This window comes from Burkholderia sp. PU8-34, from assembly GCF_053427725.1.
Genome location: NZ_JBSAXC010000015.1, coordinates 104,418 through 125,761, shown reverse-complemented (window position 1 = coordinate 125,761; position 21,344 = coordinate 104,418). Strand labels below are relative to the sequence as shown.

The 21,344-nt window shown below is 65.8% G+C and carries 17 protein-coding genes and 1 riboswitch; of the genes, 12 read left to right on the top strand and 5 right to left on the bottom strand.

The annotated features are described in order from the left end of the window. The first annotated feature begins 21 nt into the window (after nt 1–21). Nucleotides 22–786, top strand: a complete 765-nt coding sequence (gene ugpQ / locus ACV22Z_RS28125; RefSeq protein ID WP_448079540.1) for a glycerophosphodiester phosphodiesterase — start codon at nt 22–24, stop codon at nt 784–786. 137 nt (nt 787–923) lie between these two features. Here the strand turns inward: ugpQ and ACV22Z_RS28120 are convergent, their stop codons facing one another. Then, complete coding sequence (locus ACV22Z_RS28120) at nt 924–1,655, bottom strand: OmpW/AlkL family protein (protein WP_448079539.1); 732 nt, start codon at nt 1,653–1,655, stop codon at nt 924–926. A gap of 193 nt (nt 1,656–1,848) precedes the next feature. On the opposite strand from ACV22Z_RS28120, the gene ACV22Z_RS28115 reads away from it, so the two are divergent. The 3 genes from ACV22Z_RS28115 (at nt 1,849) to ACV22Z_RS28105 (ending at nt 9,111) form a co-directional block, all read left to right on the top strand. Continuing rightward, entirely contained in the window at nt 1,849–2,562 is a 714-nt protein-coding gene (locus tag ACV22Z_RS28115) for a transposase (RefSeq protein ID WP_448079538.1), read from the top strand. A gap of 292 nt (nt 2,563–2,854) precedes the next feature. Next, nucleotides 2,855–7,558: a glutamate synthase-related protein gene (locus ACV22Z_RS28110; protein WP_448079537.1), complete on the top strand. Its 4,704-nt coding sequence runs from the start codon at nt 2,855–2,857 to the stop codon at nt 7,556–7,558. Between the two features lie 86 nt (nt 7,559–7,644). Beyond that, nucleotides 7,645–9,111 carry a glutamate synthase subunit beta gene (locus ACV22Z_RS28105; protein ID WP_448079536.1) on the top strand — a complete coding sequence of 489 codons (1,467 nt, stop codon included), beginning with the start codon at nt 7,645–7,647 and terminating at the stop codon, nt 9,109–9,111. A gap of 100 nt (nt 9,112–9,211) precedes the next feature. Here ACV22Z_RS28105 and ACV22Z_RS28100 read toward each other — a convergent pair whose 3' ends face one another. The 3 genes from ACV22Z_RS28100 to ACV22Z_RS28090 all read right to left on the bottom strand — a co-directional run bounded on the left by ACV22Z_RS28100 (nt 9,212) and on the right by ACV22Z_RS28090 (nt 11,307). Continuing rightward, on the bottom strand, nt 9,212–9,586 hold the full coding sequence (locus ACV22Z_RS28100; protein WP_448079535.1) for a hypothetical protein: 375 nt from the start codon (nt 9,584–9,586) through the stop codon (nt 9,212–9,214). A 120-nt stretch (nt 9,587–9,706) separates the two neighbouring features. Further along, nucleotides 9,707–10,111, bottom strand: coding sequence for a hypothetical protein (locus tag ACV22Z_RS28095; protein WP_448079534.1), 405 nt, complete (start codon nt 10,109–10,111; stop codon nt 9,707–9,709). Nucleotides 10,112–10,167: 56 nt separating this feature from the next. Further along, entirely contained in the window at nt 10,168–11,307 is a 1,140-nt protein-coding gene (locus ACV22Z_RS28090) for a lipid II-degrading bacteriocin (protein ID WP_448079533.1), read from the bottom strand. A gap of 419 nt (nt 11,308–11,726) precedes the next feature. Here ACV22Z_RS28090 and ACV22Z_RS28085 point away from each other — a divergent pair, with 419 nt between their 5' ends. Then, a complete protein-coding gene (locus tag ACV22Z_RS28085) occupies nt 11,727–13,214 on the top strand; it encodes an alanine/glycine:cation symporter family protein (protein WP_448079532.1) in 1,488 nt (495 codons plus the stop codon). A 2-nt stretch (nt 13,215–13,216) separates the two neighbouring features. Then, a complete protein-coding gene (gene thpR / locus ACV22Z_RS28080) occupies nt 13,217–13,783 on the top strand; it encodes an RNA 2',3'-cyclic phosphodiesterase (protein WP_448079531.1) in 567 nt (188 codons plus the stop codon). A gap of 115 nt (nt 13,784–13,898) precedes the next feature. Here the strand turns inward: thpR and ACV22Z_RS28075 are convergent, their stop codons facing one another. Next, nucleotides 13,899–15,659: an ABC transporter ATP-binding protein/permease gene (locus ACV22Z_RS28075; RefSeq protein WP_448079530.1), complete on the bottom strand. Its 1,761-nt coding sequence runs from the start codon at nt 15,657–15,659 to the stop codon at nt 13,899–13,901. A 288-nt stretch (nt 15,660–15,947) separates the two neighbouring features. Then, nucleotides 15,948–16,069: riboswitch (TPP riboswitch) on the top strand. Nucleotides 16,070–16,283: 214 nt separating this feature from the next. On the opposite strand from ACV22Z_RS28075, the gene ACV22Z_RS28070 reads away from it, so the two are divergent. The 6 genes from ACV22Z_RS28070 (at nt 16,284) to mlaE (ending at nt 21,335) form a co-directional block, all read left to right on the top strand. Beyond that, nucleotides 16,284–17,420 carry an FAD-dependent oxidoreductase gene (locus tag ACV22Z_RS28070; RefSeq protein ID WP_448079529.1) on the top strand — a complete coding sequence of 379 codons (1,137 nt, stop codon included), beginning with the start codon at nt 16,284–16,286 and terminating at the stop codon, nt 17,418–17,420. Between the two features lie 35 nt (nt 17,421–17,455). Continuing rightward, entirely contained in the window at nt 17,456–17,653 is a 198-nt protein-coding gene (thiS, locus tag ACV22Z_RS28065) for a sulfur carrier protein ThiS (protein WP_448079528.1), read from the top strand. 39 nt (nt 17,654–17,692) lie between these two features. Next, nucleotides 17,693–18,508: a thiazole synthase gene (locus tag ACV22Z_RS28060; RefSeq protein ID WP_448079527.1), complete on the top strand. Its 816-nt coding sequence runs from the start codon at nt 17,693–17,695 to the stop codon at nt 18,506–18,508. Continuing rightward, nucleotides 18,505–19,650 (top strand): thiamine phosphate synthase, encoded by a 1,146-nt coding sequence (thiE, locus tag ACV22Z_RS28055; protein WP_448079526.1) that lies wholly within the window; start codon nt 18,505–18,507, stop codon nt 19,648–19,650. The genes ACV22Z_RS28060 and thiE overlap by 4 nt, the downstream gene beginning before the upstream one ends. A 99-nt stretch (nt 19,651–19,749) precedes the next feature. Further along, entirely contained in the window at nt 19,750–20,571 is an 822-nt protein-coding gene (locus tag ACV22Z_RS28050; RefSeq protein ID WP_448079525.1) for an ABC transporter ATP-binding protein, read from the top strand. After that, a complete protein-coding gene (gene mlaE, locus ACV22Z_RS28045) occupies nt 20,568–21,335 on the top strand; it encodes a lipid asymmetry maintenance ABC transporter permease subunit MlaE (protein WP_448079524.1) in 768 nt (255 codons plus the stop codon). Before ACV22Z_RS28050 ends, mlaE begins: the two co-directional genes overlap by 4 nt. Nucleotides 21,336–21,344: the final 9 nt, after the last annotated feature.

Genomic DNA, 21,344 nt, shown 5'->3' with positions numbered 1-21,344 from the left:
ACCCAATCGACAGGTGTCCCGATGACTTCCCTCGCTGCCTGGCCGTATCCGCGCGTCGTCGCCCATCGCGGCGGCGGCACGCTTGCGCCGGAGAATACCCTCGCTGCGCTCGATGAAGGCGCACGGCGCGGCCACCGGATGGTCGAGTTCGACGCGAAGCTGTCTTCGGACGATGTGACGTTCCTGCTGCACGACGACACGGTCGACCGCACGTCGAATGGCCACGGGCCGGCGGCGCGAATGCGCTATGCGGAGCTCGCGGCGCTCGACGCGGGCAGCTGGTTCGATGCGCGCTTCGCGGGCGAGCGGATGCCGACGTTCGACGCGGCGGCGGCGCGCTGCATTGCGCTCGGGCTTGCGGCGAACGTCGAGATCAAGCCGTGCCCCGGACGCGAGCGCGAGACGGGGCGGCGCGTGGCGATGGATGCGGCCGCTCACTGGCGCGGCGCCGCGGTGCCGCCGCTGCTGTCGTCGTTTTCGTTCGATGCGCTGCAGCACGCGCGCGAGGCCGCGCCCGAACTGCCGCGCGGGATGCTGTACGAGACCGTGCCGGGCGACTGGCACGCGCAGGTGGTCGACGCGCTCGGCTGCGTGTCGCTGCACGCGGACCATCGATCGCTCGACGAGCCGCTGGTGCATGCGATCAAGGCAGCCGGCCTGCGGATCCTCGTCTACACCGTCAACGACCTCGCGCGGGCGCAGCAGCTCGTGCGGTGGGGTGTCGACGCGATCTGCACGGACCGGATCGACCTGATCGGCCCGCACGCGCTGGATGCAATCGTCTAGCGAACGAGCCTGACACGAAAAAATCGACGCCCCGGCGGGCTTCCGTCCGGGGCGTTTTACATCGTGGCGCGTTACGCAAGGAAAATTCCGCTACAAATTGCAGCGGGATTAACCATTCCCCAAATATTCGACTACGCTTAGAAGCGGTAGCCGACGTTCAGGTACGTGACGATCGGGTTGAGGTTGATCTTGGCCTTCGACGTTTCGGTCAGCGTGCCGACCTGGGTCCGGCGAGCCGTCGTGAACGTCGCGGTGACGCTGACCGGGACGTACGAAATCGACAGGCCGGCGAACCAGTGGTCGGTGAAGTTGTACGTGAAGCCAGCGTTGAAGACGGGCGCCCACTGGTTGCTGGTCGTCGCGCTGGTCGGGCCGCCGAGCACGCCGTTCTCGAACGTACCGTTCGTGAGCTTCGCGCCAGTGAACCAGACGTAGGTCGCGCCGACGCCGACATACGGCCGGAATTTGGCGTTGGCTTCGTTGAAGTGGTAGCGAAGCAACAGCGCCGGGCTCCACTGGTATGCGGTGCCGAGCTTGCCGAAGCTTTCGAACCGACCCTTGCCGTTGATGTCGAACTTCGGCGGGATCCCGACGACAAACTCGGTGGAGATGTGGTCGGTGATGAAGTAGCCGGCTGCGAGGCCGATCGTATCGGAGTCGCTGATGCCGGCGCCGGTATTGGGAACGGACTGGTTGATGGGCGTGCCGCCGACTCCGTATAGGAACAGCGGGTCGCTGCTGTCCTGCGGAGCGAAGTGGAACCACCCGGTGCTGACGTAAATGCTCCCTGCCGATTGCGCGTGTGCCGCACCGCTCGCAAACGTGAACGCGAGCGCAGCGGCCCCCGTAATGGCCAGTTTTCGTTTCATTGTGTCTCCTCCGATCTAAGGCGTGCTCATTATGACGACTGCGTTTAAAACCAAACAAGCTCGTAAGTTAGAGTTTTCACCCTAGGATTAGTACGACCGTACGCTTCCGCGCGCCGCCCGGACAGGGATTCTACGCAGGTGCGCACTTTCGGACCTTCGGGTATTTCCTAACGCGATCAAACGGACATTCAGCATGGCACGGTTAGCACGACTCTACGTTCCCGACCAGCCGCAGCACGTGATACTGCGCGGCCTGGATCAGCAACCTGCGTTCGTCGACGACCAGGATTACGAACTCTTCATCGATTGTCTGAAGGCCGCGGCGCGCGATCATCACCTGGCGGTGCACGCGTACGTGCTGCTGCCGCGCCAGGTGCAGCTGCTCGTGACGCCGAGCGACGAGGCCAGCCTGCCGAAGGCGATGCAGGCAGTCGGACGCCGCTACGTCGCACACTTCAACCGGCGCTATTCGCGGCGCGGCACCCTGTGGGAAGGCCGCTATCGCGCGACCGTGATCGAAGGCGAGCGGTATTTCCTGCTCGCGAGCCGCGTGGTCGAGATGAGCCCGGTGCGCGCGCAGCTCGTCGCGACGCCGGACGCGTATCGCTGGTCGAGCTACCGGCATCACGTCGGGCTCACGGTCGACAGCCTGATCACCGACCATCCGCTCTACTGGGCGCTCGGCAACACGCCGTTCGAACGCCAGCGCGCGTACAAGGAGCTGTGCGAGTCGCCGCTCGACGAGCGGCAGGCCGACCAGCTCCAGCAGGCGACGCTGAAGGGCTGGGTGCTCGGCGGCGACAACTACCGCGAATGGGCGGCGCGTACCGCCAACCGGCGCGTGTCGCCGCTGCCGCGCGGGCGCCCTCGCAAGGTGCGCGAGAACACGCCGCCGATCCAGCAGTAATCGCTGGCGGGCGGACCAGGAGGCGGCGCTGCGGGCGCCGCTTCTTTTTGCACCAAAACGATGCGGCCCCAATAAAATGGCACCAGATCGATGCATCTGTTTAATTGGGGCCTTATCAAGCGGTTTTTGTTGCTATTCCTTTGATTCGTCGCGTATATTCCGAATTCCGGTGGCCCGGGCGAAGCATGCCTGACCCACAGCCGGCCGCGCCGCCTCCTGTCGGGAAGCGGGAAACGGCGGCAACAAGAAAATGGTTCAACGGCCCTCGAGGCCCCTTTACGACGGTGTCCCCATGAACGACCACCAGCAGCCGCTCACCGCGGTGCCCGCCGCGCAAGGTCTGTATGACCCGCAAAACGAACACGACGCCTGCGGCGTCGGCTTCGTCGCTCACATCAAGGGCAAGAAGAGCCACGAGATCATCGAACAGGGTCTGAAGATCCTCGAGAATCTCGACCACCGCGGCGCGGTCGGCGCCGATCCGCTGATGGGCGACGGCGCGGGGATCCTGATCCAGATTCCGGATGCGTACTACCGCGAGGAAATGGCGAAGCAGGGCGTGACGCTGCCGCCCGCCGGCGAGTACGGCGTGGGGATGATCTTCCTGCCGAAGGAAAACGCATCGCGGATCGCGTGCGAGCAGGAACTCGAGCGTACGGTGAAGGCCGAGGGACAGGTCGTGCTCGGCTGGCGCGACGTGCCGGTCGACCATTCGATGCCGATCTCGCCGACCGTGAAGGGGAGCGAGCCGCTGATCCGCCAGATCTTCATCGGCCGCGGCAAGGACATCATGGTGACGGACGCGCTCGAGCGTAAGCTCTACGTGATCCGCAAGACCGCGAGCCACCGCATCCAGGCGCTGAAGCTGAAGCACGGCAAGGAATACTTCGTGCCGTCGATGTCGGCGCGCACGGTCGTCTACAAGGGGCTGCTGCTCGCGGGCCAGGTCGGCGTGTACTACCGCGACCTGCAGGACGAGCGCGTCGTGTCGGCGCTCGCGCTCGTGCACCAGCGCTTCTCGACCAACACGTTCCCGGCGTGGGAGCTCGCCCACCCGTACCGGATGATCGCGCACAACGGCGAGATCAACACCGTGAAGGGCAACGTCAACTGGCTGAACGCCCGCACCGGCGCGATCGCGTCGCACGTGCTCGGCGACGATCTGCCGAAGCTCTGGCCGCTGATCTACCCGGGCCAGTCGGATACCGCATCGTTCGACAACTGTCTCGAACTGCTCGTGATGGCCGGCTACCCGCTCGTGCACGCGGTGATGATGATGATCCCGGAAGCGTGGGAACAGCACACGCTGATGGACGAGAACCGCCGCGCGTTCTACGAATACCACGCCGCGATGATGGAGCCGTGGGACGGCCCGGCCGCGATCGCGTTCACCGATGGCCGCCAGATCGGCGCGACGCTCGACCGTAACGGCCTGCGCCCGGCGCGCTACATCGTGACCGACGACGACCTCGTGATCATGGCGTCGGAAGCCGGCACGCTGCCGATCCCCGAGTCGAAGATCGTCAAGAAGTGGCGCCTGCAGCCGGGCAAGATGTTCCTGATCGACATGGAACACGGCCGCATCATCGACGACAAGGAGCTCAAGGACAACCTCGCGAACGCGAAGCCGTACAAGAGCTGGATCGACGCCGTGCGCATCAAGCTCGACGAGATCGAGCCGAAGGCCGAGCAGGTCGCCGCAGGCCGCGCCGAGGGCGCCGCGCTGCTCGATCGCCAGCAGGCGTTCGGCTATACGCAGGAAGACCTGAAGTTCCTGATGGCGCCGATGGCGCAGCAGGGCGAGGAAGCGGTCGGCTCGATGGGCAACGACTCGCCGCTCGCGGTGATGTCGAACAAGAACAAGACGCTCTATCACTACTTCAAGCAGCTGTTCGCGCAGGTCACGAACCCACCGATCGACCCGATCCGCGAGAACATGGTGATGTCGCTCGTGTCGTTCATCGGCCCGAAGCCGAACCTGCTCGACACGAACAACATCAACCCGCCGATGCGTCTCGAAGTGTCGCAGCCGGTGCTCGACTTCAAGGACATCGCGAAGATCCGCGCGATCGACCAGTACACGGGCGGCAAGTTCAGCTCGTACGAACTGAACATCTGCTACCCGGTCGCTTGGGGCAAGGCCGGCATCGAGGCGCGCCTCGCGTCGCTGTGCGCGGAAGCCGTCGACGCGGTGAAGTCGGGCTACAACATCCTGATCGTGTCGGACCGCAAGACCGACGCCGAGCACGTCGCGATCCCCGCGCTGCTGGCGACGTCGGCGATCCACACGCACCTGGTCCAGCAGGGGCTGCGCACCAGCACGGGCCTCGTTGTCGAGACGGGCTCGGCGCGCGAGACGCACCACTTCGCGCTGCTCGCGGGCTACGGCGCGGAAGCCGTGCACCCGTACCTCGCGATGGAAACGCTCGCGCAGATGGCCGACGGCCTGAAGGGCGACCTGTCGCCGGAAAAGGCGGTGTACAACTTCACGAAGGCGGTCGGCAAGGGCCTGCAGAAGGTCATGTCGAAGATGGGCATCTCGACGTACATGTCGTACACGGGCGCGCAGATCTTCGAAGCGCTCGGCCTGTCGACCGACCTCGTCGAGAAGTACTTCAAGGGCACCGCGTCGAAGGTCGGCGGCATCGGCCTGTTCGAAGTCGCGGAAGAGGCGATCCGCCTGCACCGCGACGCGTTCGGCGACAACCCGGTCCTGCGCGACATGCTCGACGCGGGCGGCGAGTACGCGTACCGCGTGCGCGGCGAAGACCACATGTGGACGCCGGATTCGATCGCGAAGCTGCAGCACGCGACGCGCAGCAACTCGTACCAGACGTACAAGGAATACGCGCACCTGATCAACGATCAGACGAAGCGCCACATGACGTTCCGCGGCCTGTTCGAATTCAAGGTGTCGCCGTCGAAGGCGATCCCGATCGACGAAGTCGAGCCGGCGAAGGACATCGTCAAGCGCTTCGCGACGGGCGCGATGTCGCTCGGCTCGATCAGCACCGAGGCGCACGCGACGCTCGCGATCGCGATGAACCGGATCGGCGGCAAGTCGAACACCGGCGAGGGCGGCGAGGACGAGAAGCGCTATCGCAACGAACTGCGCGGCATTCCGATCAAGTCGGGCGAGACGCTGAAGTCGGTGATCGGCGACGAGATCGTCAGCGACATCGCGCTGAAGGACGGCGATTCGCTGCGCTCGAAGATCAAGCAGGTCGCGTCGGGCCGCTTCGGCGTGACGGCGGAATACCTCGCGTCGGCCGACCAGATCCAGATCAAGATGGCGCAGGGCGCGAAGCCGGGCGAAGGCGGCCAGCTGCCGGGCCACAAGGTGTCCGACTACATCGGCAAGCTGCGCTACTCGGTGCCGGGCGTCGGCCTGATCTCGCCGCCGCCGCACCACGACATCTACTCGATCGAGGATCTCGCGCAGCTGATCCACGACCTGAAGAACGTCAACCCGAGCTCGAGCATCTCGGTGAAGCTCGTGTCGGAAGTGGGCGTCGGCACGGTCGCGGCGGGCGTCGCGAAGGCGAAGGCCGATCACGTCGTGATCGCCGGCCATGACGGCGGCACCGGTGCATCGCCGCTGTCGTCGGTGAAGCACGCAGGCACACCGTGGGAACTCGGTCTCGCCGAAACGCAGCAGACGCTGGTGCTGAACCGCCTGCGCGGCCGTATCCGCGTGCAGGCCGACGGCCAGATGAAGACCGGCCGCGACGTCGTGATCGGCGCGCTGCTCGGCGCGGATGAATTCGGCTTCGCGACGGCGCCGCTCGTCGTCGAGGGCTGCATCATGATGCGCAAGTGCCACCTGAACACGTGCCCGGTTGGCGTCGCGACGCAGGACCCGGTGCTGCGTGCGAAGTTCTCGGGCCAGCCGGAACACGTCGTCAACTACTTCTTCTTCGTCGCCGAGGAAGTGCGCGAGATCATGGCGCAGCTCGGCATCGCGAAGTTCGACGACCTGATCGGCCGCGCCGACCTGCTGGACACCCGCAAGGGCGTCGAGCACTGGAAGGCGAAGGGCCTCGACTTCTCGCGCGTGTTCTACCAGCCGGAAGAGTGCGAGGACGTCGCGCCGCGTCACGTCGACGTGCAGGATCACGGCCTCGAGCGCGCGCTCGACCACGTGCTGATCGAGAAGGCGAAGGCCGCGATCGAGAAGGGCGAGCACGTGTCGTTCATCCAGCCGGTGCGCAACGTGAACCGCACGGTCGGCGCGATGCTGTCGGGCGTGATCGCGAAGAAGCACGGCCACGACGGCCTGGCGGACGACGCGGTGCACATCCAGCTGAAGGGCACGGCGGGCCAGAGCTTCGGCGCGTTCCTCGCGAAGGGCGTGACGCTCGACCTCGTCGGCGACGGCAACGACTACGTCGGCAAGGGGCTGTCGGGCGGCCGGATCATCATCCGTCCGACCAACGACTTCCGCGGCAAGTCCGAGGAAAACATCATCTGCGGCAACACGGTGATGTACGGTGCGATCGAAGGCGAGTCGTTCTTCCGCGGCGTCGCGGGCGAGCGCTTCTGCGTGCGCAACTCGGGCGCGACGGCGGTCGTCGAGGGCACCGGCGACCACGGCTGCGAATACATGACGGGCGGCACGGTCGTCGTGCTCGGCGAGACGGGCCGCAACTTCGCGGCCGGCATGTCGGGCGGCATCGCGTACGTGTACGACCCGGACGGCACGTTCGCGGCGAAGTGCAACAAGTCGATGGTCGCGCTCGATCCGGTGCTGCAGCAGGCCGAACAGGAGCGCACGGTCGATCGCGCGCTCTGGCATGCGGGCACGACGGACGAAGCGCTGCTCAAGGGGCTCGTCGAGCGTCATTTCCAGTTCACCGGTTCGCCGCGCGCGAAATCGCTGCTGGAGAACTGGGACGCGGCGCGGCGCCAGTTCGTGAAGGTGTTCCCGCACGAATACAAGCGCGCGCTGGGCGAGATCGGTGCGAAGAAGGCGGCGACGCAAGAACTGGCCGCCTGAGCGACGAACGACTTAGCAGAGGCCGCGCGCGCATGAATGCGGCGCGCGGCTCCCCCACCCGATACACGTAATCAGAAGAGCACCTTATGGGCAAGGCAACCGGTTTTCTGGAGTTCGAACGCCGCCACGAGGCGTACGAAGCACCGCTCACGCGCGTGAAGCACTACAAGGAATTCGTCGCGGCGCTGTCCGACGCGGACGCGAAGGTCCAGGGCGCGCGCTGCATGGACTGCGGCATCCCGTTCTGCAACAACGGCTGTCCGGTCAACAACGTCATCCCGGACTTCAACGACCTGGTGTATCGCCAGGACTGGCGTCAGGCGATCGAGGTCCTGCACTCGACCAACAACTTCCCGGAATTCACGGGCCGCATCTGCCCGGCGCCGTGCGAAGCCGCATGCACGCTCGGGATCAACGACGACCCGGTCGGCATCAAGTCGATCGAGCACGCGATCATCGACAAGGCATGGGCGGAGGGCTGGGTCGAGCCGCAGCCGGCCGCGCACAAGACGGGCAAGAAGGTCGCGGTGGTCGGCTCCGGCCCCGCGGGCCTCGCCGCCGCGCAGCAGCTCGCGCGCGCAGGGCACGACGTGACGGTGTTCGAGAAGAGCGACCGGATCGGCGGCCTGCTGCGTTACGGGATCCCCGATTTCAAGCTCGAGAAGTGGCTGATCGACCGCCGCATGCGCCAGATGGAAGCGGAAGGCGTGACGTTCCGCACCAGCGTGTTCATCGGCAAGGACGCGCTGCCGGATTCGATCGGCAACATGGCGAAGGAAACGATCTCGCCGGCGACGCTGAAGGAAGAATTCGACGCAGTGGTGATCGCGGGCGGCTCGGAAACGCCGCGCGACCTGCCGGTGCCGGGCCGCGAGCTGGCCGGCATTCACTACGCGATGGACTTCCTGCCGCAGCAGAACCGCGTGAACGCCGGCGACAAGCTCGTCGACCAGCTGCTCGCGAAGGGCAAGCACGTCGTCGTGATCGGCGGCGGCGACACGGGTTCGGACTGCGTCGGCACGTCGAACCGTCATGGCGCGAAGGGCGTCACGCAGTTCGAGCTGCTGGCGCAGCCGCCGGAAGAGGAAAACAAGCCGCTCGTTTGGCCGTACTGGCCGATCAAGCTGCGCACGTCGTCGTCGCACGAGGAAGGCTGCGAGCGCGACTGGGCGGTCGCGACGAAGCGCTTCGAAGGCAAGAACGGCAAGGTCGAGAAGCTGATCGCCGCGCGCGTCGAGTGGAAGGACGGCAAGATGCAGGAAGTGCCGGGCTCCGAGTTCGAGATGAAGGCCGATCTCGTGCTGCTCGCGATGGGCTTCACGCAGCCGGCCGCACCGGTGCTCGAGGCGTTCGGTGTCGACAAGGATGCGCGCGGCAACGCGCGTGCGGCGACCGAAGGCGACCGCGCGTACTACACGTCGGTCGACAAGGTGTTCGCGGCCGGCGACATGCGCCGCGGCCAGTCGCTCGTCGTGTGGGCCATCCGTGAAGGCCGGCAGTGCGCGCGCTCGGTCGATGCGTATCTGATGGGGCATTCGGAACTGCCGCGGTAAGCGCTGCAGTGCGTCGAACTAAGGGCCGGGCGTCTGTAAGGACGTCCGGTTTTTTATTTGTGACCGATGGGAACAGTCGGTCGCCAGATGAACGGCGGAATCATCTGGACTGCTTCGGTGAGTCAAGCGGGAGCCGTTCGAATTTTCCAAAGCCGGTGACGCGACCGTTGCAATCAATCGTTGCGCTATAGATTCCCTCGCGCGCGCTCGGATCGAATCCCCGCCAGCCAAGGGTATCAGCGTGGTATCGGGGAGTGCCGGCGAACCCGACGGCAGTCAAACTGAATCCCTGTTCTTCGGCGAACGCGAGAATCTTGGCTTCAAGCTCTTCGGCGGATGTGTTCGGACAACTACCTTCGTCTTTCTCGTATCTGGCAATCATGATGATGACAAGGAGCAATAAGACGAGCCCGGCTGTCGTTGCGACAAGCCAAAACATCAACCGCACGGTGTAGTGCATGATTGTCGACGTCATGGTCGCATCCAGATTTGTTTCCTGAAACGAGCCGACATGAGAGTTTAGGCGTCCGGGGCGGGATATGGCTTACCAGCGTCCAGGCCGCGTCAATCCGCCAAACGATAGCCGACGTACTGCCTATGGTGGGAGGGCGGTGAATTCCGGATCGGTCGTCCGCCGGAGAGCGGGGGATGGCGGTGGTTCCTTTACCCGCCAGTCGGCCGAAATTTGCTCATTGCAGTCGATCATCACGATGTACTTTGTTCCGTCGACGAGCAGGGGAAATTCCCAGACTCCAAGTTTCCATGCGTGATATATCGGTACGCCATCGGGTTTGACCAGGCTGGGTTGAATGCCCCGGCTTTCCAGGTATGTCAGTACCTTGCTCCGCAATATCTCGACGGAGGCGTCCGGGCAACTGCCTTCGGTTCTTTCATACCGGGCGGTCGCTACGATGACAAACAACAATGCAGGCGCGCCGATCGCTGCGGCAACGAACCACAGAACCGGACGAATGACGTACCGTCTGAACGTCGAAAGCATGATCGCACTCAGCTTGAGTCAGGTTATTGAAATCACCGTCGGGGCAGCATCGTTGATTAAAATCGACCGGGACGCATCAAGCCGCCAAAGGATGGTCTATGAACGGCTTCCGGTGGGCGCGCTCCGGCATTTCGAACAGGTCTTTGACCGGAGAATACGATATGTTTTTCGCCGGTGAAGATTATCTGATAGTCCGTATGTCCAAGTGCGGAGCCTAGTATTGCCAAAATCGTGGTTGCTTTTTCTTGCAGAAATGGACGATTCGAAGGATCTGCATCAAATTTGTCAGGGCTGATTGTGTAGTATCCATTGAATTGGTACGTATTGTCAGCAAGAAGTTCCAGTGTGCCACGAACTCTTCCCGATATTCTTCCCACGGTGGCCGCACTCCATAGATCCTTTTTTCCATGATTGAATATATTCGTGCTGAAGGTGCTGTCAATGGGGTAGGTACCGGGGCCGTATCCTGAATTTTCAATGGCCCTTGATATTTCGTGAAAATCGCTGGTTTCCATCTTCAAATTGAGGGATTCAATATTGATGGATCGTTGGGTGCCGTTTCCATGTACCCAATGATTGACTGCTTCAATGAACATCAGAGGGTTGCCGTAGAACTCGAATTTCGATGTCGGCGGGATGCTGTTTAATTGGCCGACATAGACGCCGAATAGCGCCGATATGTTTGCATAATAACCTGCAGAAAAATCGAAGCCGTATGGCTTGGCGCCTGGCAAATGCTTGTAGCCGCCGTTCGCCAGCCAAGGAGTAAATCCGCCAACCAGTGCAAGCTGACTGCTCCAGAATTTGGGATCGTTCTTCCCGAATGCCTGAAGATAATATAGAAACATCTCGGTTGCGCGAACCATGTTGCCCGTATTCGCAAAAAGGAGCATGTAGTTGGATGCACAATATTGATTGAGGCAGATAGATGGTGCTGGTATCCCTGCCACGGCATTTGCGCCGGGTATTTCATTTGTCGTGATGCTGAAATCGCCAAAGTTGAAATCAGGCGGCCGAGACGTGGTAACTGAAATTGGTGGCAGAACATTGGACTGTGCTGCGCTCGTTGTATGTTTCAACAGGGTTCCGAGCGGTAGTGCGGTCGACGCAATAAGAAAACGACGCCGGTTCCGGTGTTGATGCTTTTTGTCGTCACTCACGACATCTGTAGACTCCCGCTTATCTTTCTTGAGCATTTCATCCCCCGCGTGGTTGATCGTCGGCGATTAATTGATTCGTATTGCGAAAGACATAGAGTCTGTTTTTTTGGGGGGGGTATGCAAGGGTTTTGTATGGTTCCCATCCGCTCGCCAGCCTCGGGTGATGCCCCCTGTCCACCGGGCGCGAGGCGCGGCGACGTCCAACCGAAGCTGTTCCGCTAGACGTGTCCTGCCCCGCTCGGCGGTTCAAACAAGGTTTCCAAACGTCAAAGACCGTTGCTCCAGACATGGTTCTGCGCGTGGCGAGTCGCCTAATCTGGAAACGTTGATTGCCCGACTCGCATCGCGCCACTTATCTTTCGTTTTGTAAGATTTATTGGGAACTGTCATATCATGTCGCCCCTCGGGCCGCTCTCCGCGGCCGACATGATTGACCTCATTTAAAAGGACACTGGATGGAAGCACTCGTACAAGGGCTGATCGACGCCGTCAACGGCGTGTTGTGGAACTACGTGCTGATCGCGCTGCTGCTCGGCGTGGGCGCGTGGTTCACGCTGCGGTTCCGGATGATCCAGCTGAAGGCGCTGTTCCTCAGCATGCGTCTCGTCGGCAGCAAGGGCGAGCCGGGCAGCATCTCGTCGTTCCAGGCGTTCGCGACCGGGCTCGCGAGCCGCGTCGGCACCGGCAACATCGCCGGTGTCGCGGTCGCGCTGACGGTCGGCGGGCCGGGCGCGATCTTCTGGATGTGGATGACGGCGCTCGTCGGGATGTCGTCCGCGTTCGTCGAGGCGACGCTCGCGCAGATCTTCAAGGTCTCGCACCCGGACGGCACGTATCGCGGCGGCCCTGCGTACTACATTCAGACGGGCCTGCGCTCGCGCGGCTTCGGCGTGCTGTTCTCGCTGTCGCTGATCCTCGCTTTCGGCTTCGTGTTCAACGCGGTGCAGTCGAATGCGATTGCCGACGCGTTCCACACGTCGTTCGGCTGGAGCCGCGCGGCGGTCGGCCTCGGCCTCGTGCTGCTGACCGCGCCGATCATCTTCGGCGGGATCCGCCGGATCGCGACGGTCGCGCAGGTGATCGTGCCGCTGATGGCAATCGGCTACCTCGCGCTCGCGGTCTACGCGGTCGCGACGCACATCGCGATGGTGCCGGACGTGATCGCGCTGATCGTGAAGAGCGCGTTCGGCCTCGAACAGGCGGCGGGCGGCCTGACCGGCTACGCGGTCAGCCAGGCGGTCGCGATCGGCGTGAAGCGCGGGCTGTTCTCGAACGAAGCCGGCATGGGCAGCGCGCCGAACGCGGCGGCGACGGCCAGCACCCGGCATCCGGTCACGCAGGGGTTGATCCAGATGCTCGGCGTGTTCGTCGACACGATCGTGATCTGCAGCGCGACCGCATTCGTGATCCTGCTGTCCGGCCAGTACGAGATCGGCACCGGGATGGAAGGCGCGGCGCTCACGCAACGCGCGATCTCGAGCCACGTCGGCGACTGGGGCGGCATCTACATGGCGGTTGCGATCTTCTTCCTCGCGTTCTCATCGGTGATCGGCAACTATGCGTATGCGGAAGGCAACGTCGAGTTCATCACGAAGCGGCGCGGGATGCTGCCGCTGTTCCGCGTCGCGGTGCTCGCGATGGTGATGTTCGGCAGCGTCGGCCAGCTTCCGCTCGTGTGGGCGATGGCCGACACGAGCATGGGCCTGATGGCGATCATCAACCTGGTCGCGATCCTCGCGCTCGGCAAGTACGCGCACGCCGCATGGCGCGACTATCGCCGCCAGCGCGCGGCCGGCGTCGCCGATCCGGTGTTCACGCGCCACACGATTCCCGAACTCGCGCGCGTGCTGCCGACCGACGTCTGGGGCGAGCACGGTCCGCTGCCGCAGCGTCCGGCGGCGGCGCCCGAAACCGGGGCCGCGCCCGGCGTCGCGGTGCGCTGACCATGGACGCCGACCGGCTCCGTGCATTCGTCGCGCTGATGCCCGATGCGGCATCGCGCGACGCGTTGCACGCGTTGCCGGTCGCGCGCGGCGCGCGGCGCACGCACCCCGAGCAGCTTCACGTGACGCTCGCATTTCTCGGTGCGATCGAGCGCGGCGCGTGCGATGCGCTGGCCGCGCGGCTGCCCGTGCTGGCGGCCGCGCATGCGTTGCCGCTGCAGCATGTCGAGCGGCTCGCATGGTGGCCAAGCCTGCCGAAGGCGCGCCTGATCGTCGCGGAACTCGGTGCCGAACCGGCGCTGGTCGCGCTGAACGACGCGCTGGTCGCGGCGTTGCAGGACATCGGGATGCCGACCGATCGCCGGCCGTTCAGGCCGCACGTGACGCTCGCGAGACTGCCGCACTACGCGGTCGGTCAACCTGCGCATGGCGGCGCGTTGCAAGAGCCGGTCGCATTGCGTTTCGATGCGCTCACGCTGTTCGAGAGCCACTTGTCGCACGAAGGCGCGTCGCACCGGCCGATCGTGTCGGCGGCGATTGCGCTGGAGGAGGCGGGGGAGGGTAACTGAAGCCCGTGCAGGCGTGAGCGGACCCGGTTGCCGGCGCACGTCCGCGATCGGGATGCGCAGGCGCGGGGGTGGCGGCCGGGACGCTCGATACGTTCCGGCCGCCGATTCGCAGGCGTTACGCAGCGACCCTGTCGCTGTCATTCACGCGCTCGACGTTGATCGTGCCGCCGTGATACGCCGCGAGCGATTCGCGGTGCGCGATGCTGACGATCGCCGCCTGCGGAAGCCGCTCGTTGAACACGTGATAGAGGCGCGCTTCGTTGTCCGCATCGAGCGCGCTCGTCGCTTCGTCGAGGAACAGGAAGTCGGGCTTGTGCAGCAGCACGCGTGCGCCGGCGAGACGCTGCTGTTCGCCCGGCGACAGCACGCGCGTCCAGTGCGCGGTCTCGCCGAGCCGGTCGGCGTAGTCCTCGAGCCGGCACGCGCGCAGCGCATCGCGGCACGCTTCGTCGCTGAACGCGTCGGCGGTGGCCGGGTACGTGAGCGCGGCCTTCAGCGTGCCGATCGGCAGATAGCTCGTCTGCGGCACGAACATCATTCGCGCGCCGACCGGCGCGTCGATCGCGCCGTCGCCGAATGGCCACAGGCCCGCGAGCGCGCGCATGAACGTGCTCTTGCCCGAACCCGACTTGCCGATCACGAGCCAGCGCGAGCCGGGCTCGATCGTGACGGTGCCGATGTCAGCGAGCGCATTGCCGTTCGGCAGCGCGAGCTTCAGCGACGACGTCGACAGTTGCTCGGAATCGACGTAATGCAGGTTGATGCCGCCGTGCTCGGTGGCGGGCGACACGCTTTCCTTCAGGTGCGACGCGCCCATCACGCGCTTGAATTCGCGCAGACGGTTGACCGTCGCGCGCCATTCGACGAGGGTGCTGTAACTGTTGATGAACCAGGAGAACGAGTCGCTGACGGTGTTGAACGCGGACGAGATCTGCATCAGTACGCCGAACGAGAACGCCCCCGCGAAGTAGCGCGGCGCGGCGACGACCAGCGGGAAGATGATCGCGATCTGGCCGTAGAAGCTCAGCACGAACGTGAGCCGCTTCGTGTACTTCATCACGCGCCACCAGTTGTCGCGGATCCGCATGAACAGGTTGTGCGCGTTGCCGTTTTCGGTGTTCTCGCCGTCGTAGAACGCGATCTGCTCGGCGTTCTCGCGCACGCGGATCAGCCCGAAGCGGAAATCCGCCTCGACGCGCTGCTGCTGGTAGTTGATCGACACGAGCGGATGGCCGACCTTCTGGATGATCAGCGAGCCGACCACCGCGTACAGCGCGGCCGCCCACACCATGTAGCCGGGGATCGCGATCGGCGTGCCGCCGAGCGTGAACGTCAGCGCGCCCGCGAGCGACCACAGGATCGTGATGAACGACACGAGCGTGACGACCGTCGACAGCAGGTCGAGCGACAGCGACAGCGTGGTCGTCGCGAACGACTGCAGGTCGTCGGTGATCCGCTGGTCGGGGTTGTCGGCGAGGCGGTCGCGTTCGATCCGGTAGAACGCGCGGTCGCCGAGCCACTGGCCGAGAAAGCGCTCGGTGAGCCACTGGCGCCAGCGAAAGCCGAGCATCTGCCGCAGGTAGCGGCCGTACACCGCGAGGATGATGAAGCCGAACGCGAGCGCCGAGAACTGCATCAGCAGGTTCGGGAAGTCGTGGACGTTCTTCGATTGCAGCGCGTTGTAGAACTCCGCGTTCCACTTGTTGAGCCGCACGTTGATCCAGACGACGCAGAGGTTGATCGCGATGATCGTCGCGAGCAGCCCCCATGCGATCCTCCATTCGGACGAGACCCAGTAGGGCTTGATGAGGCTCCACGCGGATACCGGGCGCTCGTCCTGCGGTACGTCGTGGGCGGTATGGGTCGATTGGGTCATGTGCTTCCTGATGAGTAGCCGGCGCGCGCCGGGTGAGGCAGGACGCGCGCCGCGAAACGGCATGCCGGGAAAAGGTGCCGCCTGGGTGCCGGCTGGCGCGGGTGTTCGGGATGGTGCCCCCGGCCCTTAATGTTGCTGGACGGTCCCTAACGGCCGGCTGTGACACGGCTGCCGGCGCGCGATTGCGCGCCGGCCTGCGGGCATTGTGCCAGACCGGCGCGCGGCATCGGTGAAATTGCCGACCGGGGACAGTTTGCGGCGCTTTCCGCTTTTATGGTCTAATGGCCGTCGACGAAACAGGGGTGCTTCGTGTGCGGCCGGCAGAAGGTTCGGCGGCGCGGCGAGGCTGAGAGAGACCCTTTGCACCCGATCCGGGTAATACCGGCGCGGGAAGTTTCCGATCCCGCCGGGCCGTGCTGGCTGCCTCCCCATTGTCAGCACCCTGTCCCGCCCGGCCGGCCTTTGCTGCCGGTTTCGTCCTTTTGGGTACGCGCATTGCGCGTTACGGAAGGATGCGATGACCGTTCAATCTTCAGTCTTTTGTTCCGCCCCGCGTGCATTCGCACGGGTTTGCGCACGTGCGTCCGCACGCCGCGCGCGTGCGTTCCGCGAGGAGGGCGCGCAATGACCATCACGAATTCACGACCGGATTTCGCGGTGCTGGGTGGCGGCCTCGTCGGCCGCCTGATCGCATGGCGGCTTGCCGGCGACGGGCATCGCGTCGCGCTGTACGAGCGCGGCGGCCCTGACGGCGAACAGTCGGCCGCGTGGGTCGCGGCCGCGATGCTCGCGCCGCTCGCCGAGGCGGCCAGCGCGGAGCTGCTGATCACCGAGCTTGGCGCCGCGTCGCTCGCGCGCTGGCCGCAGTGGCTCGCCGAGTTGCCCGAACCGGTGTTCTTCCAGCATCACGGCACGCTCGTCGTCTGGCATCACGCGGATCGCGCCGAGGCGCCGCTGTTCGAGCGGCGCGTGCGCGCGAACGCGCCGCCCGGGCTGCTCGACGGCGGCTTCGTCACGCTCGCGGGCGCGCAGGTCGACGCGGCCGAGCCCGCGCTGGCGGGCCGTTTCGCGCGCGGGCTGCTGCTGCCGCACGAAGGCCAGCTCGACAACCGTCAGGCGCTGCGCGCGCTTGCCGCGGGCCTCGCGGAGCGCGGCGTCGACACGCATTGGCACGTCGCGATCGACGCGCACAACCTGCCCGACGCGCACTTCACGATCGACTGCCGCGGGCTCGGCGCGAAACCGGTGCTGCCTGCGCTACGCGGCATCCGCGGCGAGGTCGCGCGCGTGCATGCGCCCGGCATCGGCCTGACGCGGCCCGTGCGGCTGCTGCATCCGCGCTATCCGCTGTACATCGCGCCGAAGCAGAATGACCTGTACGTGATCGGCGCGACCGAAGTGGAGGGCGAGGACATGTCGCCCGTCAGCGTGCGTTCCGCGCTCGAACTGCTGAGCGCCGCGTTCTCCGTGCATCCGGCGTTCGGCGAGGCGCGCATCCTCGAGCTGAATTCGCAGTGCCGGCCGACGCTCCCCGACCATCGTCCGGCGCTGATCTGGGACGGCGCGGCGACGCTCGCGGTCAACGGCCTGTACCGGCACGGCTTCATGATCGCGCCGGAAGTCGCGCATGCCGCGGTCGCGCTCGCCGAAGCGGCGCTGACCGGCGCGCTCGGCGGCGCGGATGCGTTCGCCGCGTGGCGGGGCGCGGCGCGCTGGCCGGATCTCCTTCATCACCGAGACGACGCGCGCCAGCCGGCCTGACGCACGCCGCCTTCCCGAATTCGACGAAGCACGCCATGGATATCCAGATCAATCAACAGAGGCTGACGCTGCCCGACGGCGCGACGGTTGCCGATGCGCTGAACGCGTTCGGCGCGCGTCCGCCGTACGCGGTGGCGCTGAACGGCACGTTCGTCGCGCGCGCGCAGCATGCGGCACGCGCGCTCGCGGCGGGCGACAAGCTCGACGTCGTGCACCCCGTCGCGGGCGGCTGAGCGCCGCCGGTTCGTCCCCGCTCTTTCCAGGAACACGAGATGACGTCCCTCACTTCCGCCGATGCGCTGACGCTGTACGGCGAAACCTTCGCAAGCCGCGTGCTGCTCGGCACGTCGCGCTATCCGTCGCTGCAATCGCTGTCCGACTCGATCGCCGCCGCGCGGCCCGGGATGGTGACGGTCGCGCTGCGCCGCCAGATGTCGGGCGGCACCGCCGAAGCCGGCTTCTTCGACCTGCTCAAGCGCCATGCGGTGCCGCTCCTGCCGAACACGGCCGGCTGCCAGACCGTCGCCGAGGCGGTCACGACCGCACACATGGCGCGCGAGGTATTCGAGACCGACTGGATCAAGCTCGAGCTGATCGGCGACGACTACACGCTGCAGCCCGATCCGGTCGGCCTGATCGAGGCCGCTGCGCAGCTCGTCAAGGACGGCTTCAAGGTGCTGCCGTACTGCACCGAGGATCTCGTGATCGGCCGGCGCCTGCTCGACGCGGGCTGCGAGGCGCTGATGCCGTGGGGCGCGCCGATCGGCACTGGCAAGGGCGTTGTGAATCCGTACGGGCTGCGCGTGCTGCGCGAGCGGCTGCCGGATGTGCCGCTGATCGTCGACGCGGGGCTCGGCGTGCCGTCGCACGCGTGCCAGGTGATGGAGTGGGGCTTCGACGGCGTGCTGCTGAACACGGCGGTGTCGCAGGCGACCCATCCGGAGATCATGGCGCGCGCGTTCGCGCAGGGCGTCGACGCCGGCCGCGCCGCGTATCTCGCGGGGCCGATGGACGCGCGAGATACCGCGCACGCGAGCACGCCGGTCGTCGGCATGCCGTTCTGGCACCAGGACGGGGGCTGCGCGTGAGCGCGGGGTGCGCGACCGCGTTCTGGCCGCCGGCCGACGAACTCGCGGAAGCGGCCGAACGGATTCGCGCGCGGCTCGGTGACTGGCCGCGCGGCACGGCAACCTGGCGTCTGTGCGTCGCGCCGCCCGACACGCTCGCCGACGGCGACGTGCTGATCGCAACGGAAGGCGACCACACGGCGCGTGCGCTGGCATCGGCCGCGTCGCGGCCGGCGTCGCCCGACGTTGCCGTGATCGAGTACGGCGAACGCCGCGCGGTGCTGCATCGCGCGGGCGAGCGTCATGCGCTCGACGCCGCGCATCCGCTCGCGGAGGACTGGATTGCCGCGCTCGCCGCGTTCATCGATTGCGGCTTTGCGCCGCTCGACGCGCTGGTGCTCGCGCTCGCGTGGCGCGACGGCGACGAGACCGTGGCCGATACCGTGACCGATACCGTGACTGAGAAGCCCGCAGCCGACGCATGGCCCGTCGACGCCGCGCGGTTCCCGCGCATCGCCGGGCTGCCGGCCGCGCCCGAGCCGGCGTTCCCGCCGTGTCCGGCGCAATTGGGGCTGTATCCGGTCGTGCCGAGCGCGGAATGGGTCGAACGGGTGCTCGACTGCGGCGTCCTTACCGTGCAGCTGCGCGTGAAAGGCGCCGCGCCGGACGTGCTGCGCGCCGAAATCGCGCGTGCGGTCGAGGCAGGGCGTCGCCATCCGGATGCGCGCGTGTTCATCAACGATCATTGGCAGATCGCCGCAGATGCCGGCGCGTACGGCGTACATCTGGGCCAGGAGGACCTCGAGACGGCCGATCTCGCCGCGATCGCGCGCGCGGGCCTGCGGCTCGGACTGTCGAGCCACGGTTATTACGAAATGTTGCGCGCACTGCACGTGCGTCCGAGTTATCTCGCGCTCGGGCCCGTGTTCGCGACCCTGACCAAGGCGGTGGCCGCGCCGCCGCAGGGGCTTGCCCGGATCGCCCGCTACGCGGCCTTCGCGGGCGCGCAAGCGCCGCTCGTCGCGATCGGCGGGGTGACGCAGGACACGCTGCCGGCCGTGCTCGCGACGGGCGTCGGCAGCGTAGCGGTGGTCAGTGCGGTGACGGCCGCGGACGACTATCGCGCCGCGCTTGTTGCGTTGCAGCAAAATTTCGCCGGATAATTTGACAATCATTGACCGGAGGGCCGCGGGCAGCGTCACGACATGATTCCAATGCAGGCCCTATAATTCGGCGTTCTGCGTAAAAGGACTGTCAGCTCCGTGAGCCCTTCTCCCACCGAGACACTGCTGGAACTCCGCGACGTCGATTTCGGTTACGGCGATCGCCTCGTGCTGTCGAACCTGAACCTGCGCTTCGGGCGCGGCCAGGTCGTCGCGGTCATGGGCGGCTCGGGCTGCGGCAAGACCACCGTGCTGCGCCTGATCGGCGGGCTCGTGCGGGCGCGCCGCGGCCAGGTGCTGTTCGACGGCGCGGACGTCGGCGCGCAGACGCGCGACGGCCTGTACGCGCTGCGCCGCAAAATGGGCATGCTGTTCCAGTTCGGCGCGCTCTTCACCGACATGTCGGTGTTCGAAAACGTCGCGTTCGCGCTGCGCGAGCATACCGACCTGCCCGAGGCGCTGATCCGCGATCTCGTGCTGATGAAGCTCAACGCGGTCGGCTTGCGCGGCGCGCGCGACCTGATGCCGTCCGAAGTGTCGGGCGGCATGGCGCGGCGCATCGCGCTCGCGCGGGCGATCGCGCTCGATCCGCAGCTGATCATGTACGACGAGCCGTTCGCGGGCCTCGACCCGATCTCGCTCGGCATCACGGCAAACCTGATCCGCACGCTGAACCAGGCGCTCGGCGCGACGTCGATCCTCGTCACGCACGACGTGCCGGAATCGTTCGCGATCGCCGACTACGTGTACTTCCTGGCCAACGGCGGCGTGCTCGCGCAGGGCACCCCCGACGAGCTGCGCGCATCGACCGATCCGAGCGTGCGCCAGTTCATCGACGGCGCGCCGGACGGCCCGTTCAAATTTCACTACACGAGCCCGCCGCTCGGCGCGGACTTCGGGCTCGGCGGAGGGCGCGCATGATCAGCGCGATCGGACGTTACGTCATGGGTGGCCTCGAACGCACGGGCTACGGCACGCGCCTGTTCATGCGCCTCGTGCTGGAATTCTTCCCGCTGCTGCGGCGGCCGCGGCTTGTCACGAAGCAGATCCACTTTCTCGGCAATTATTCGTTCGTGATCATTGCCGTGTCGGGCCTGTTCGTCGGCTTCGTGCTCGGCCTGCAGGGCTACTACACGCTGAACCGCTATGGTTCCGAGCAGGCGCTCGGCCTGCTCGTCGCGCTGTCGCTCGTGCGTGAGCTCGGGCCCGTCGTCACGGCGCTGCTGTTCGCGGGCCGTGCGGGCACGTCGCTGACCGCCGAGATCGGCCTGATGAAGGCCGGCGAGCAGCTCACCGCGCTCGAGATGATGGCCGTCGATCCGATCAAGACCGTGATCGCGCCGCGCATGTGGGGGGGGATCATCACGATGCCGCTGCTGGCCGCGATCTTCAACGCGGTGGGCGTACTCGGCGGCTATTTCGTCGGGGTCGTGCTGATCGGCGTCGATCCGGGCGCGTTCTGGTCGCAGATGCAAGGCGGCGTCGAGGTCTGGGCCGACGTCGGCAACGGCGTGCTGAAGAGCATCGTGTTCGGGTTCGCCGTGACCTTCATTGCACTGTTTCAAGGGTACGAGGCGAAGCCCACGCCTGAGGGCGTGTCGCGCGCGACGACCAAGACAGTCGTGTTCGCGTCGCTCGCCGTACTCGGCCTCGATTTCTTGCTGACCGCGCTGATGTTCAGCTAAGCCATATTT

Excerpts from the sequence above, each read along its gene's own strand:
- ugpQ (WP_448079540.1), top strand. The coding sequence starts at position 22 with ATGACTTCCCTCGCTGCCTGGCCGTATCCGCGCGTCGTCGCCCATCGC.
- ACV22Z_RS28120 (WP_448079539.1), bottom strand. The coding sequence starts at position 1,655 with ATGAAACGAAAACTGGCCATTACGGGGGCCGCTGCGCTCGCGTTCACG.
- ACV22Z_RS28115 (WP_448079538.1), top strand. The coding sequence starts at position 1,849 with ATGGCACGGTTAGCACGACTCTACGTTCCCGACCAGCCGCAGCACGTG.
- ACV22Z_RS28110 (WP_448079537.1), top strand. The coding sequence starts at position 2,855 with ATGAACGACCACCAGCAGCCGCTCACCGCGGTGCCCGCCGCGCAAGGT.
- ACV22Z_RS28105 (WP_448079536.1), top strand. The coding sequence starts at position 7,645 with ATGGGCAAGGCAACCGGTTTTCTGGAGTTCGAACGCCGCCACGAGGCG.
- ACV22Z_RS28100 (WP_448079535.1), bottom strand. The coding sequence starts at position 9,586 with ATGACGTCGACAATCATGCACTACACCGTGCGGTTGATGTTTTGGCTT.
- ACV22Z_RS28095 (WP_448079534.1), bottom strand. The coding sequence starts at position 10,111 with ATGCTTTCGACGTTCAGACGGTACGTCATTCGTCCGGTTCTGTGGTTC.
- ACV22Z_RS28090 (WP_448079533.1), bottom strand. The coding sequence starts at position 11,307 with ATGCTCAAGAAAGATAAGCGGGAGTCTACAGATGTCGTGAGTGACGAC.
- ACV22Z_RS28085 (WP_448079532.1), top strand. The coding sequence starts at position 11,727 with ATGGAAGCACTCGTACAAGGGCTGATCGACGCCGTCAACGGCGTGTTG.
- thpR (WP_448079531.1), top strand. The coding sequence starts at position 13,217 with ATGGACGCCGACCGGCTCCGTGCATTCGTCGCGCTGATGCCCGATGCG.
- ACV22Z_RS28075 (WP_448079530.1), bottom strand. The coding sequence starts at position 15,659 with ATGACCCAATCGACCCATACCGCCCACGACGTACCGCAGGACGAGCGC.
- ACV22Z_RS28070 (WP_448079529.1), top strand. The coding sequence starts at position 16,284 with ATGACCATCACGAATTCACGACCGGATTTCGCGGTGCTGGGTGGCGGC.
- thiS (WP_448079528.1), top strand. The coding sequence starts at position 17,456 with ATGGATATCCAGATCAATCAACAGAGGCTGACGCTGCCCGACGGCGCG.
- ACV22Z_RS28060 (WP_448079527.1), top strand. The coding sequence starts at position 17,693 with ATGACGTCCCTCACTTCCGCCGATGCGCTGACGCTGTACGGCGAAACC.
- mlaE (WP_448079524.1), top strand. The coding sequence starts at position 20,568 with ATGATCAGCGCGATCGGACGTTACGTCATGGGTGGCCTCGAACGCACG.